Annotated in this window: 7 protein-coding genes; all 7 read left to right on the top strand. The window is 42.1% G+C overall.

Annotated elements, in window-relative coordinates; all coding sequences use genetic code 11:
- Positions 1 to 120: 120 nt before the first annotated feature.
- Genes NQ541_RS00835 through NQ541_RS00865 form a run of 7 tightly spaced genes read left to right on the top strand, consistent with a single transcriptional unit; the run spans position 121 to position 16044 of the window.
- Entirely contained in the window at positions 121 to 1002 is an 882-nt protein-coding gene (locus NQ541_RS00835; protein WP_023921508.1) for a phosphatidylglycerol lysyltransferase domain-containing protein, read from the top strand.
- 23 nt (positions 1003 to 1025) lie between these two features.
- Positions 1026 to 1835, top strand: a complete 810-nt coding sequence (locus NQ541_RS00840) for an amidohydrolase family protein (protein ID WP_005611325.1) — start codon at positions 1026 to 1028, stop codon at positions 1833 to 1835.
- Positions 1836 to 1847: 12 nt separating this feature from the next.
- Positions 1848 to 4067 carry a hypothetical protein gene (locus NQ541_RS00845; protein ID WP_005611324.1) on the top strand — a complete coding sequence of 740 codons (2220 nt, stop codon included), beginning with the start codon at positions 1848 to 1850 and terminating at the stop codon, positions 4065 to 4067.
- A gap of 20 nt (positions 4068 to 4087) precedes the next feature.
- Positions 4088 to 6286 carry a hypothetical protein gene (locus NQ541_RS00850; RefSeq protein ID WP_005611323.1) on the top strand — a complete coding sequence of 733 codons (2199 nt, stop codon included), beginning with the start codon at positions 4088 to 4090 and terminating at the stop codon, positions 6284 to 6286.
- A 22-nt stretch (positions 6287 to 6308) separates the two neighbouring features.
- Complete coding sequence (locus tag NQ541_RS00855; RefSeq protein WP_005611322.1) at positions 6309 to 9719, top strand: tubulin-like doman-containing protein; 3411 nt, start codon at positions 6309 to 6311, stop codon at positions 9717 to 9719.
- A gap of 26 nt (positions 9720 to 9745) precedes the next feature.
- Positions 9746 to 11791, top strand: coding sequence for a hypothetical protein (locus tag NQ541_RS00860; protein WP_044940745.1), 2046 nt, complete (start codon positions 9746 to 9748; stop codon positions 11789 to 11791).
- The gene (locus NQ541_RS00865) at positions 11788 to 16044 is read left to right on the top strand and encodes a hypothetical protein (protein ID WP_005611292.1); all 4257 of its coding nucleotides are present in this window, start codon (positions 11788 to 11790) and stop codon (positions 16042 to 16044) included. The genes NQ541_RS00860 and NQ541_RS00865 overlap by 4 nt, the downstream gene beginning before the upstream one ends.
- Positions 16045 to 16172: the final 128 nt, after the last annotated feature.

Here is a 16172-nt window from a genome sequence, read left to right on the forward strand (position 1 = left end):
AGTGGCTGAAAATCGGGGCGGGTCACAAGGTCATTCTACCACTAGTGTGCGAGCACACGTGGTGTCAGACCTTTTGACCCTGGTATCATATAAATAATGGAGCAGTGGAGAGTTGAACCTATGTTAGATTTTAGAAGAATAGAAATGTCAGATTTTCCTGCACTCAGGAAAATGTATGAAAAGTATGGAAACTGGTCATGTGACTGCACGATCTGCGGTACTTATATGTGGAGGGATTATCTGGATATCAGGATTTCTCTTGAGGAAGAGAAGCTGATCGTGTATCAGCAGTTAGACGGAAAGCATTTATTTTATATTCCGCTGATGGAAGACCGGATTGCAGGGATTAGAGAGATTGTTGCTTATATGAAAGAGCAGGGTGAGGAGTGCTACTTTTATCCGGTAGCGAACGAAGAGTTGTCTTTATTTGAGGAAGCCGGATACAGGATCGAGACAGAGCGGGATGAAGGCTGGAATGATTATGTCTATGATATTACAGCTCTGGCAAATATGAAGGGAAAAAAATATCATAACCACAAAAATCATATCAATAAGTTCAATGCATTGTATGAAAATGTAGAATTGCTGGATATCCGGGATGTAGAACCGGCAGAGTATCTACAATTTCTGGATGATTATGTAAAGAGTGAACATAAAAAAGCGACGATCGCAAAAGAAGAAAATGTAAAGGCAAAAGAAGTGCTTTCCGATCTGGAGGCTTATGGGGTAGTCGGATATGTTCTGAAAGTGGACGGAAAGATCGTAGGACTTGAAGTAGGAGAAATTCTGGGAGATTATTATTATTCTCATATTGAGAAAGCGGATAAGACCTACAATGGTGTGTACTCGAAGCTGGTTCAGCTCGTATCACAGGATCTGCAGGAGAAAGTAAAATATATGAACCGGGAGGAAGATCTGAATGAGCCGGGGCTGAGACGCTCAAAGAGAGGTTATAAACCGATCGGTTATATCGAGAAGAACCAGGTTAAGATATTAGACTAATTTGAGATAAGGGGTCAGGTTGAATGAAAAAAGAAAGAAAAGTAATTGATGCACATCTTCATATTTTCGGTCATTGTGAATTTGGAGACCGTCTGGCACATGGGATCGGAGATGAACCTACGCAGGAATACCTGACTGAAAAATATTATGGCAGATTGGGAATTGAAAAAGGGATTGTGATGGGGAATGGCCCGTTGGAAGAGCAGGGAAAGAATCTGGGGGAGTACTTTTACTATAGTGCCGGACTGGATGAGAAGGATTCCTGGCTGAAGCTGGAGGAGATCGAGTCACATCTTCAGAGAAAACGCTGTGTAGGTGTGAAACTGTATCCGGGATATTATGAACTTTATCCCAATGATAAAAGTCTGTATCCCATTTATAAAATGACGGAAGAATATGGGAAAGTTCTATCAGTTCATACGGGGATGGTTGCCGGAAATGGCGGGCATCTGAAGTATTGCAGACCGATCCATCTGGACGATATAGCGACAGATTTTCCAGGTTTGAAGATTGTGATGTGCCATTTTGGAAATCCGTTTTTACAGGAGGCAGCGGCCGTATTAGAGAAAAATCCAAATATGTATGCAGATCTTTCAGGATTGATAGAAGGTGCTTTTGAAACGGAAACGTTTATAAAAGATCAGTCAGGTTACCTGGAAATTTTGAAATCATGGATGCATTATGTCAGCGATTATGGTAAATTTATATATGGGACAGACTGGCCTGCGGTCAACTGTTTTGAATATAGAGAGTTTATAAAAAGGCTGGTGCCGGAGCAATATCATGAAAAAGTATTTTATGAGAATGCAGTCCGCGTGTATGGCCTGGTATAGTCGGGGACAGAGATGAAATATTATGAGGATAAATCCGACAGAAAGATGGAGTTAAAGCTTTTGTCATTGTCGGAAGATGATAAGTTGATCAGAGAATGTATGGAACAGGCATCTGCATTTTACGGATGTCTGGGAAAAATGGGTGTTACAGAGATACTCTGTGACAGAAAAAAAGCACAGGAATTGGGGGCAGACTGCCAGATAACCGGAATTTTTACCGGTGGGGAGCTGACCGCATTTGCCTGTGCTTTTGAGTATACAGGATTGAAAAGAAATGGAAGGAAATGGCTGAATCCAGGTGATAAAGAATGGCGGCAGATCGAGACATTGGGAACGAATGTTGTTGTGATACCTCTGCTTGTTGGAAAAGAGAAGGTGGGCCGGTTGATCGAACTGCTTCGGGAACAATACCGGGACAGTCATCTTTTGTTCAGAATTAGCGGAGAGCAAAGTGAAAAATTTCAGGAAGACCTGGCAGTGGTATCAGAGAAGAATCTGAAAAGCCATAGATACGATGCGGCAGGTGAAAACGTGTGGCTTTTTCATTTTGCACCGCAGATCCGAATGGAAGATACTTATTTTGAAGAAGAGATATTGTTAATATTGCCGGGGCAGGAAGTGCTTCTGGAAATGGGAATAGAAGAGGCAGAAGTGACGATGGTGAAACTGACCGGTTATGAGATCGTCCGATCTGAAAAAGGCAGTGCTTTTTTCAGAAAACCAGGAGCGGCCTGTGAGGGGGTTCTGCTGCAGTGTGATTATGAACAGCTTCTTCGATATCAGCGGTTTATCAACCTTACTAATTATGAAGAACATTTTGAGCAGACAGACAGGGGAAAAGCACTGATCTATTCAGAAAAATATCAAAGTGACAGCTCTCTTCTGTGGAATGATCTGCTCCGTGAAATGGTAAAGACAAGAAAAGCGGAATGGAGCATTGTTCCTGACAGTTACATTATGTATCCGGTGACGTATAAAGAGCAGGACCGGCTTTTAGAATGTGCCTGTTATGATAATCAGGAGATCGGCAATTATATGCATTATATGGATATCCGTCTGCAATGTGAAACAGGAGTTCCTTTTGGAAAAGATGGAATTGATTTGATGGAACGTTATAAGAACCGTCTGGAACGTATTCCACTTGGAAGGCTGAGAGTCAGGATCACATTGGAAATGATCCTGGATATCCTGGATCATGAGGATCAGCCGGTGGGATGTGATGCGGAGGCAGAAGCGGTCCTTTCGATTGACCGGTTGAGCCATATCGGAGTATTGACATTGGTTTCTTTGTCCACTCCTTTTCTGCTGAGTCATTTTCTGGATAACATTGTAAGAAACCAGTTGATGGTAATAGAAGAAAATGGAGAAGCAGTGAATCTGTATGCGTATATGCAGGAAAAATGGGGACTGAACGCTTCCGGGACTCCAAAAAGTTATGAAATGATACCGAAAGAGAAAAACTGCCTAAACAAAAAGCAGTTAGGAGCAGTTCTCCTGTCAGAAACGATCTACGAAGAGGGAGAAGATTTCGGGGAATTTACAGATGCAGAAATTTTGAAGCTGACAAATTCAGAGACCGGTATGGGACAGTACAGCCGTGCTTTTGTTGTGGCACATACAAATGTGCTTCTGGACTTTGAAAAAGACCTGCGGGGAACGATACAGGCAAGGATGTATAATGCAGCATTTACCTGCTTTTATGTGGAATTGCTGATGTTTGAAGAGGCGGCACTGACTTGTTTCAATAAGGAACTGATCGATCTGATGGCAGAGGTCATGCGGATCGAACCTACGGAGTTCCTGACCCGTGCAAGAACGATTACAAACCGGTATTTAAATACGGTGGATTTCTGGAATGTTAGTGTAAACTACCCGTCGTCACAAAAATCATTGCAAATGATCAGAAAATCGTTTCTTATAGATGACTTGAAAGAGAAAATGGAGTATAATCAAAAACAAGTTGGGAACATTTTTGATATCAACAGGGAAATCGTTGACCGACAGGAGGCAAAGGAAGAAAAAGAGAGAGATGATCAGTCCAATACAGCCTTGACGATCTTATCCGTTCTGTGCTTCTTCAGTGCCATGATCGACGGTAATGATTATCTGAGTACTTTGGACTGGCTGATACCGGCGGGAGTACTTGATATTATTTTAAAGGGAGTTTTCCCAATCACAATGATTGGCATTCTACTGTATGTGTTGAAAAAACTGTACGGAAGGTCAAAATAGTTACGGATGAGGAGGAAGGAATGAAAAAGACGATTCAAAGAGTATTAGCGGCAGTGATTTTATTTGCCATGATACTTAGCGGAGGTTTTTCCGAAGTCGGTAAGGTACACGCAGAGAAGCAGCAGGGGACAACGAAGCGTGCAATCTATGTTGTATTTGACAATTCGGGAAGTATGTATGGGGACGGCAACAAAGCATGGTCTCAGGCGACTTATGCGATGGAAGTTTTTGCCGCGATGATGAATTATGAGAGCGGAGACGTGATGAAAGTATTCCCGATGCATGATATCACAACAGATGGGAATACGGGGTCTGCAACAAAGTCATCCATGGAGATTCGTGGAAAAGATGATATTGCACAGATTCATAATATGTATACACCAAAGCCGGGCGGAACTCCGTATACGCAGGTGAATAATGCGGCAGGAGAGCTGACGAAGCTTCTGAATGCCGGAAGTGTGGATGAAGGATGGCTGGTTGTGCTGACAGACGGTGACTTTGACAATGATATTCCGGCCAGCGGATTGAAAGCAGATCTGGAGGGGAAGGCTGCGGCCAACGAAAATCTGTATGTGCAGTATCTGGCTATCGGAACGGATGTAGAGAATATCCCGGAGGGAAATGCGGATAAAGGTCTGTATGCACAGAAGGCGGGTAATACTTCAGAAGTTGTGAATGAGCTTGCTGAGATCAGCAACCGCATTTTCAAGAGAAATGAATATGCAGGTTATAGCAGTGAAGATTCCGGTCTGGAATTTGACATTCCGCTTAGAAAGCTGATTGTCTTTGCACAGGGGAAAGATGTGAAGATCGGAAGCCTGAAAAATGAAGAGGGCGGAGAAGTGAAGCTCCAGAGTGATACGGCGGTTTCATATAGCAGTACGGACGGAGCGGGACTGACTACCTTTGTAAAGTCAACACCGGTCAAAGATACATCTCTGAAAGGACAGGTTGCGGTTTTTGCAGATGAGTCACCGATCGTAGCTGGAAAATATACGCTGGATGTCAGCGGAGCAGACAGTATTCAGATTTATTATGAGCCGGATGTGAAGTTTGAGGCAGGACTTTACAAAGGCGATACAAAGATGGAAGAGGGAACCATCGAAGGTGGAGCTTATACAGTAAAAGTTGGATTCGTAGATCAGCTTTCAGGAAAATATATTAAAAGCTCCAAGCTTCTTGGAGAACCGAAGTATACAGTCAGCATCAATGGAGAGACGCAGGAACTGACCGGAAAAGACGGGGCATCTCAGTCCATTGATGTGGAAGTAGACGGGGAGTCACTGGAATTGACGGCAGATGTCAATTACCTGAAAGATTATACAGACAGTGCATCCTATACGTTTAAGGTCTGCACGCTGGATATGAATGTGGACGCATTCAAGAGTGCAAATCTGAAGATGCTGGAAGACGGAGCAAATCAGATTACTGTAGAGGCAACGAGAAATGGTGAGCCATTGACAAAAGAGCAGTGGGATGCCGCAACGCTGGACGTGGTAAGTGTAAATAAAGACGGAGAAGAATTTGGTATCCAGTGGGATGTGCAGAAGGGCAGTGAAGTCTCAACCTGGATCGTTACTCCGAAATATAAGAAAGGCGGTATGTTCGCAACAGAGACCGGTCAGGCAGATGTAACGATCAATGTATCGGCAGAAATCGACGGGGATGATTACGGTAAGGCAGAAACGGTCAGTGTAAACATCAAGGATGATAAGAATATCGTAGATTATCTGAAGCGCTACTGGAAGCATATTGTAATATCACTTCTGCTTCTGATCCTTATTTTAGGATATGTGCCACCGTTTAAAAAGCGGTTTGCAAGAAGTATCAAGAAGCGTCCGAGTATCGAATGCAGTGCGGAGAAGATCGGACTTCGTGATAATGTTATGAAGGGAAATTTTGAGAAGGATCTTGCATCCAGACTGCTCCCATATGTACCGGAGACCGGAAGGCTGACGTTCTCACCGACTCCGGTGAAAAAAACAGCAAAAGTCCGGGCATCAGGAGGCGGAAGTATGCTGATTCTGAATACATCCGCTTTTGCAGGGAAAGAGGAGATCACATTTAACGGAATGTCCATTCAGGAGAATGAAAAGGGACATCACCGTATTTCCGCAAGTACCATTATTGTAGTAAGTACGCCAGAGTTTACATATACCTGTATCCCGAATGTGCAGAGAACTGCAAATGGCGAGATAAAAAGAGGAAAAAGAAAATAAAAGGCTATAGGAGGAAGAGAGTATGATTGCACCAACATTATTAGTAGGACTTGGAGGAACCGGATCAAAGATTGTATGCCGTGTATCTCAGATGGTTACGGAAGAGCAGCGGAAAAGGATCGGATTTGCAGTTTTTGATACGGATATCAATGAATTAAGAGAAATCCGTGAGGCGAATCCGTTTATCAAGACGATCCAGACCTCAACAAAGCTGACGGTCGGAGAGTATCTGAATATTGATACGCATGCAAGAGATGAGTGGTTCCCGGTGAACGGAATCCTGAACAGCAAATCCCTGACAGAGGGAGCCGGTCAGGTACGTGCGATTTCCAGACTGGCACTGGACACAGCGATCCGTGCGGGAAATATGGAGCCTCTGCATAATGCAATCGAGGAACTTTACAAGCTGGAGGGCGATTCCTCAGAACAGGCATTAAGGGTGGTCATTGTAAGTTCCCTGGCAGGAGGAACCGGATCAGGACTGATTCTCCCGGTTGCACTGTACCTGAAAAATTATCTTGCAACCAAATTCCAGGCAAGTGCCAATATTACGAGAGGATTCTTCATTCTTCCGGAAGTGTTCTATGAGGTAATCCGTGGACAGTCAGAGAGAAATAATCTGAAATGTAATGCTTATGCAACGTTAAGAGAGTTGGATGCCTTTCTTATGAAAGGGGACGAGACTCTGCCGGAGAAGTATGAAAAGACGGTCAAGCTGGAGTTCCCGAGAGTCGGATCCAATGATGTGGAAGAGTATAATGTAAGACCGTATGATTTCTGTTTCCTGTTTGATGCACAGAATACGGAAGGAAAGAAGCTGAACAGTTTTAACCAGTATCTGGATCATGCCGCCAACTGTATTTATTCTCAGTCCATCGGACCAATGAATAAGAGAAGTAACTCTTCAGAGGATAATACGATCCGTGAACTTTGTGCGGAACGTGGACGTAACCGTTATGCCGGTGCAGGTTCTGCAATGCTGATCTATCCATATGAAGATGTAAGAGAGTATATCGCACTGAACTGGACAAAAGAGTGTGTATCCAGTCAGTGGCTTGTATTTGACCGTATGTATAAGGAAAAATGTCTGGCTAATGCGGAAATGCGTGCACAGGGACTGAACCGGAGAGATATCAATGCGTCGGTAGATTATATTGAATCGATCAACCAGATGGCAAAGCAGAAAGATCCATTTGCATTATCGATTGAAAAAGCCTGCACGATCTACGACGAGGGTGGTTATAAGAAAGTCAACGATAAGTGGACAGAGTATGTCGGGCAGCTCAAGAAGTTTGTGAAGGACAGTACCATGAATGGTCAGATGGATCTGGATGCACAGAAGAATCTGGCAATGGGAATGATCAACGAGGTTGAGATTGGATCGAAGCAGGCAGCAGAAGAGCTTCAGGATGCGTACAGAGAGATGGAAAAGTATAAAGATATGGTTGTAAAACGAAGTGAAGATACTGCAAGAACCATTGCGTATTCGATTTTTAAGGCGAAGAACGACTCTATCACGAAGGAAAAACTGCCGCATCAGATGGAGACATATTTAAGAGATGAAGAAGGAAACTTTATCCATCCGAATGCAGTCCGTTATTTCCTGTATCAGGCACTGGAACTGATGAAAGCAGAGAAGGTTCTGGTAGAGAAAGAAAATGATAAAAAAGAAAAATCCTTTGATGGAATGTATGCAATTTTTGACAATACGAAGACGGATGATGAAATTGAAACTGTAGATCAGCTCACAGAAAGAAAGATTGATAAAAAGACGCAGCAGGAGTTTAAAGACAAGTTACGTTTTTATATCGGAGAGACAGATAAATACAGAACAAGCAGTGTTCTGGCAGAAGTTCTGGCAGAAGGAATCGATTATATTTCCAGTTTGTGTGAGGCTTTCCAGAATTTCTATACATCTTTCGAGAATCGTATCGAAGCACTGGATCGCAGAATTGCAGCCCTGTCCAAGAAATATGGCAATACAGCAGGAAGAACTTCCAGATATGTATGTGCGACACCGAACTGCTTCCAGAGACTGTTAAAAGAGATGCCTTATACAGGAAGCAGCATCACGATCGATAAAGAGCTTGCAGAGGAAATCTACAATAAAGTACGTAACTATTCCATGCTCAAGGATAAACCGGAGAATGGTGGTTACTTTGAACAGATCTTTGATAATGGAATTATCGGCTATTTCAAGAAATCTCTGATGGAGATCTATGGAAGCACTGTTAACATGGATGTGCTGACCGCACTTGAAAAAGAAGCAAAATACGAGAAGAATGAATATGATGCAACCAGGATCGAGCAGTATGTAAAGAAGGTGATCGCAGAGACGAGAAACCTGTCGAATCCATTTATCGAGCGTCCGCTTGGTGAGCAGAAAGCACCGATTGCTGCATGTACATACAGTAAAGAGCTGGATCCGAAGGATGATTCACCGAGATCTATGTTGATTGCAAAAGAGCTTGGAAATTATGGCGGAACACCGGATGAGGATATTCCGTTGAATATGATCATGTTCTACCAGTCTATTTATGGATTGAGAGCAAATAAGCTGTCAAAATTCTCACCTGGATGTGCAGCAGAGGGTCGTTCAGATGGTGAGTATTATAAGGCATATTATGAGGTAGTAAGCCAGATTAAACCAAAGTCAGATAAGACACCGGTTATCACACCGCATATCGACAGAAACTGGCATATTGTATCTGCATTGCCGGATCTGGACGAGGAGAATCAGAGACGTCAGGAAAGAGAAATTTACCGGGCATTTGCACTTGGAATTATCTGTGATCTGGTTTGCTATAGTAAGATTTCAGAAGGAAAATATTTATATAGATTAGAGCTTAATGATCTTGAACCGGAAGAATTTGTGGTTTCTAATGGAACACCTTGTGATCATTATTATGAAGTACTGGATGCATTGACAATCAATCCGGTTGCTGTGCAGACGATTCTTTCTTATATGAAAGAGAAATTTGCAGATGAACGTAATAGTTCAGGAAAACTTGATTTTGAACATAGCTATTTAAGAAGACAGATTAATGAGCTTGCAAGTATAGAATATGGTAAAGCTGGTTTATCTATTTTTGATGTTGCGTTATTGTTAAAAGTTTCAACGCCTTCAGCCGAGTTTGATAAAACTGTAGGTAAGGGAATTATGAGAGAAATTCTTACCCTGATTTATGAGTATGCACAGACAATGGTACTTGAGGCAGATTTAGACAGAATTTATGGAAAGTTTGTCTTAGAACAATTTGAAATGTTTGATAAAAATATAGACTGGTATATGGATAACTGGAAAGATAATTTCAGTGACTATATTAATGATTTGATGAGAATAGCTGTAAGCGATATTGAAAGAAAGAAACTGACAGATATTTATGAAAAAATGAGAAAAATCATGAAAGAATCAAGCAAAAAGAGAGGCTAGGGTCTTGAAAAGCATAGGAGAAGGCGGTGAATGAAATGCATACAGTGATCATACTGAACAAGCAATCATCGGATCTGCTGAAAGACTTTCGCTTTCTGTATAAACCATTTGTGGATGAAGGAACGATTAGTTTCTGTGACTGGAATGAGGCGGGGACGGACCTGAAATCGGCTGTCCCTGATATATACAAATGTATCAAGGGAAAACCGGACTGGCGTGCAATCGTGCTGAATACGGATTCTATGGCAGTACATACGTCAGGACCGGTTGCAGATGAAAAAAATCCATTTGATTTTCCGGGTGAGACGGTAAATGATACGGAAATCCCAAGAGAAAGTAATGTACCAATGATCCGTTTGTCACATATGTTGTGCGGATATCCTGCTGCAACAGTGAAAAATTTTGAAAAAGGGTTCGAGTATTATGATGAGAAGACCCTGAAGCGAGTCCGGGTGAGAGAGTCAGAGTTGACGGAGGATGAGGTTTACCAGTTGTCTCGGCGGTATCGTGACAGGCTGAAACCAATCTATCTGGATGTTCCGGTCTCTGAAGAAGTAAAAAAAGCACAGGATGAATTAAATGAAAAATATGGGTTCAGTGATAATCGTCCGCAGGAATTGATCTTTATTGCGACCAGGAAGCATAAAAAGGATGAAGAACATATTTATGAGTCCTGGAAGACGCAGTTTGAAATGGAAAGTTCCAACTTCAGCAGCCGAAATAAATATCCGAATAACTGTAGATTCATATGCAGCAGTATTACCAATGCAGAAAATAGTCTGTATATGAAGGAGCTGACAGAGTTCTGGGTTTCTGTTCTTACACTGGCGATCAACCGGATCCCGGCAAGTTCGCTGCAGGCATATCGTCTGTACAAACTGGGAATGCAAGCTTCAGAAGAGGAACTGGAACGGCTGCTGAATAAGCGATTGAACCGAATGGAGTCGGTCTATGATTTTGTTCAGGAAAGAATGAAAATGAAAGCAGAACTTTCCTTTGAGGAAGATGATATTCTTGTGCCGGAACAGAAGATACCGGTTCATTTTGATGGTTCATCAGGGAAAGAGTTGTATATCAATACTTCAAAGATTGGATTGAGCAGAGATTGCCCAAAAGATGAATTATTTACCTGGATCATGGAGATCACAGAGAAAAAGCGTCAGATCAATCAATTCCTGAAAGCACCAAGACGTGCGATCGACAAAGCATCTCAGCATTTGAAAGGCAGAGCAGAAAGTTTCTTTGGTGATGAGTATAAGATGGATCAGTTTCAGGTGGAGGATCTTGAAGCAGAAATTGAAAGACTGGAGACAAACGTCCTGGAAAACAGTACCAGTGGACTGGTAGATGAAGCAAAATTTAAAGAGCAGATCGAAAAAGTAGACAAAAAAGTGAAGAAGGATATTGTATCTCATATCAGAAGAAGTACGGCAGTTCAGGTTGGATGCTGTCTTCTGTTAGTGTACCTGTTGGGATTTGTGCCATATTGGATCTCTGCAGCCAAACTGGGAGGAAGTCAGTTCGGTTCAGCGGTTGTGGTAGCGTTGGCTGCACTTGCAGTGGCGGCAGCAGGCGGAATTGCAGCACTCTTCATTCTACGGTACAGAGTCCGGATGAGTATGGAAGAATATAATCATGTGATCCACACGATGGTAAATAATGTCAATGCATCAGCAGATGAATTTGGCAAATATTTTACAGCGGTATGTACTTATATGAAAGCACAATCGATCCGGGCAGGGATCAAGCTGAAAAGTGAATCGATCTCTTCCGCACAGTTCATACTCAGGGCACATAAGCAGGCGTTGAAAAGTTCTATAGAAAGAGATGAGGAAGTGGCTGCATCCTATGGGATCAGGCGGGTGGCAGAAGTTGAGAAAAATATTACTTCTTTCTTCCATGAAGAAAAACTTCCAAAGGATAATGCACTGTATTACTATGAGACAGATAAATCCGATGTAGGTATTCCGCTGAATGAGGCGGGAGACCTGGTGAGAGCACCGTATAAGTTTGTTGCCAAACTAAAACTGGAACGAGAAGATCTGTACGATGAAGTGAAAGGAGAAGTATGATGTTTATACGAATGCTGCAGTTTTTAGCACAGGCGATTCCTTTTATTTTATTGTGTCTGGCAGCGAGAAAAGCAAATCTGAATAAAATTGACAGAGGAAGACAGGTCTTGATGCCGTTTATTGCATTGCTTTACTGTACGATCGTAGCAGTAATCTTAACGCAGTTCCATTCCCTGCTGATCAAAATTATGGGGTGGATATCAGGATTCCTTCCATTTTTATCAAATGCAGGGATAAGTCATTATATGAATCTGTTCAATATATTGATTGTAGTTATATTTCTTGTGCTGAAAGGGATTTTCCTTCCTATTTTGAACAAGACATGGAAGTCTAAAAACCTGATGCAGCTAACCTCCGGGAATTTCTATGAATATGAAGAAGACCTGGATAAATGGCTGTTGAAGAAAGAATATGAGCAGGTAAAGACTTATTGCAACGGAATTTATTATGCGGCACTTGGAGCATCTGTTCTGATTTTTGTATTGGGACAGATGTACCCGAAGATGGCATTTGCACAGACACCATGTTATCCGGTTTTTGGAGTGCTGGTATTGGGGGAAGTGATCAATTATCTTTCCGGAATTAGCAGAACAGAATTTATTGAAGATGTCCTTGGAGAAGATGAGGAGTCTTTTAAAGTTGCAAATTATGGCTTGCTGAAAGATATTTTAAAGGATTTATTTGGAGAGCGTGTCTTATATGATGCAACTGTAGACAGTGGGCTTGATGCATCTTCCAGTTTTGAGACACTGGAGGAGATGAAGAAATCAGAAAATCAGGCCATCCGCAATCTGGCAGGATATTTCACAAAGCTAAAGGAAAGCGGTCAGGATGTAGAACCCAACTATGTAAAAAGTTGTGTTAATCTGATCGGTGGACAAAGTACTTTGTTCTGTAATCCGTTTTACAGAGACCTGACTCATTATCTGATGTTTCCGATTATGGGGCAACTGATGAGATATAAAAAATGTCTGGTGATCATGGGAAGAGATTCAGCAACGGAAGATGTAAAAGAATGGCTGGAGCAGGGAATCTTTGAAAATGTAAATACAAGCAGTCTGTGGAAAGTCGGGGTGCTGGAGAATGAAAATCCGGAAATTGACGAGCCGGATATCGGAATCCTTAAATTCAGTGATCTGTATAACCTTCGTCTGCAGAGAAACCACAGTGAATTTTTAAGCCGTGTCGGATTTGTATTTATTGTAGAACCATCCCGCTTGCTGGCATCCGGACAGGCTGGAGTCAGCCTTTTGGTTCATCGTTTTGATGAAAGTAAAGAGCCGGTTGTGTATGCTGCATGCGACAGAAACTGTGACGGGCTGGTTGATGCACTGTCTCATGTACTGAAGACTACGATTACAGAAGTAACAGCCACACTGAAAAGTGCGGCAACGACTTCTATTATGTGCTGGAAAACAGAAGGAGATTATATGCATCACCGGATTTTCTCCAATGTATCCCGTTATCTTGGTATGGGTACAGAGATCAATGCAGTGGCATTGAAGTATCAGATTGCCAATACAAAATGGATCAGCAGTGAGAAATTTCCGGTTATGGATATGAAATGGATCGCGGGACAGTACTACAAAAAGATCTGTAATTATACAGACCTGCCAGTGAGTCAGGAGTCTTTCAACAGAGCGTTTCATGTGGAATCCAATTTGTGGAATACACAGAGAGAAGAAAATTCATTCCTTGTGGTGGAAGATGAATTTCAGAACTTGTTCGAGCTGACGAGACTGTTCGCAACGAGAGGAACGCAGCAGGGATTTATTAACGTGATCAGTGAAAATTATCTCTTAAGGGATTATATGTTGGGAAATGCACAGACCTTTATTTCTGACCCGAAAGCAATCCCGACGATTGTGGCAGACTATGCACGAACAGAGCGGAATACAATTTTGAAACTGATCATGCGGATGGCAGAGGAGCAGGTTTCCGAAGATGAAATCGTGGATGCACTGATGGTGAGTGGAATCAAGTTTGAAGATCCACTGGCAGCATTAAAGAACCTGATCTACAAGCATTGTTTCATAAAGGAAATCAACATTCGGATCTATTTCAGAGAACAGTTGATGGAAGATGCACTTCATACAGAAGTGAAAAAATATTATGCGATCGAGGAAGAAACAGAAATTGCAGAGTACGCAAAGAAACTTCAGAATGCATATTATATCGCAGAAGATGAGCAGGGCGATAAATATTATATCGGTGCAAAATTATATGGACATGTATTCCAGGCACTGATTCCGGGCCAGTTCCTGACTTATGATGGAAAATATTATGAAGTACAGGCGATCACACCACAAAATGGGGTCGTGGTACGAAGAGCAGCAGATCATATCACGGATCGTGTCTACTACAGGCAGTTGCGTCATATCAGGATCAATGACTGGAAAGATGATGAGAATATCGGTGGACAGAAATCCGTTGAGGGAATCTCAATCTATAAAGGCTATTGTGAGATAGATATTGAGACAGCAGGATACCTGGAAATGACATCTTATGAGAATCTGAATGCGGCAAAAGAAGTTCGTGTCAGCGGAATACCGGTTCGTTCCTATAGGAATAAACTGGTTATGAAATTGAATTTGCCGGATGTTTCGGAGCGGGTGAGATATACACTTTGCCTTCTTCTGAATGAAATCTTCCGCACGATTTATCCAGATGCTTACCCATATATTTGTGCGGTAACCTTGGTTGATACGAATCATGCACCGGAAAAGTTAAAAGGTGCAATGTATACACTGTCAGGAAAAGTAGACGGAAGTGCAATTTATATAGTAGAAGACAGTGAGATCGATCTGGGTCTGATCGCATCTGTTGAACGAAATTTAAAGCGGTATTTTGAAATCATAACAGAAGTACTGATGTGGCATGAGCAGAAAATGGCTGAAAATCCGGAAAAAGAAAGCAAACCGGAGGACTATGAGACTCCGTTTACGCCGGAAGCCGGAAAAGAAGAGGAAGCTGCGAAGAAAGCCAGGGAGAAAGCCGAGAAAGAGAACAAGAGATTCCTCGGAAAAATAAAGAGAAAATTAAGGAAATTCTGGGAAAAGATCACTGCGGGATTTAAAAAGAAGCCGAAAGATGAGCCGGTGGAAGAAACTCCAACAGAAGAAACACCAACAGAAGAAACACCAATAGAAGAAACACCAGAAGAAGGAATTTCAGAAGATAGTCCAACAGAGGAAACCACTTCAACAGAAAAAAAGCCTTCAGGGGAAGAAAAAACTTCAATAAAAGAGGAGCCTTCAACAGGAGAAGAACTTCCGTCAGAGGAAACCACTTCCACAGATGAAAGAAACACAGAAACCGGAACTGAAAATGTCATGAAAAATGTGATGTATTCAGCAGAAGCAGAAATGGATATTGAAGGTGAAGATGAGCAGCTTGTGGAACAAAAGACGACAAAAAAGACGGAATATCAGAAAAGTTGTTTCCTGAAGTATGGCTATGAAGAAATCGATCCATACTTTGATTTTGGGGGAACGATCAAGTATCTTACTAAATATGGTTATGATCGAAATCCATTGCAGCAGGTTCGTGATGGCGTGAAGGCAGCAGAAGCTGATAACGCAAAATATGATCCACATAAAGAGGGAAGTCATTTTTGCGATTTCTGTGGTGTAGAGCTTGCCGGAGGAGAATATGAACTTCTGAAAGACGGAAGAGAACGTTGCAATCATTGCTCTTCAACTGCACTTAGGACTGGCGAAGAGTTTAAAGAAGTTTATAAAATGGTTGTCCGGAATATGGAGATCTTTTTTGGAATCAAGCTCAATGTGGCAATTAAGGTAAGAATGACAGATGCCAAGACGATCGCAAAACATTTCGGGGATGAATTTGTGGCAACTCCGGGATTTGATGGACGTGTACTTGGATTCGCACAGAAAGATTCATCAGGATATAGCCTGTATATAGAAAATGGGTCTCCGAAACTTGCAGCAATGGCAACGATCGCACATGAACTGACGCATATCTGGCAATACCAGAACTGGGATGAAAAAATGATCCTCAGTAAATATGGAAAGCAGTACAGGCTGGAGATCTATGAGGGTATGGCAAAATGGGCAGAGATCCAATATCTGTTGTATCTGAATGAAATTTCTTATGCGAAGCGTCAGGAAATTGTTACAAGGCTGAGAGATGATGAATATGGAAGAGGATTTATACAGTATGCAAAGAAATATCCGTTGGCTTATCGACATGAAAAGAATGCAACGCCGTTTGGAAGGATACCTCCTCTGTAAAGAGAAAATGTAAAGATGTCGGGGTCAAAAGCCCCCCGACTTTGATGCCTACGGATTGCTCTGTGCTACGCACTCCCACAATCCTACCCAATATTCGCATATCGTGGGATTATCATCCCACTTTTATG

It is taken from the genome of [Ruminococcus] lactaris ATCC 29176 (assembly GCF_025152405.1).
Classification (GTDB): domain Bacteria; phylum Bacillota; class Clostridia; order Lachnospirales; family Lachnospiraceae; genus Mediterraneibacter; species Mediterraneibacter lactaris.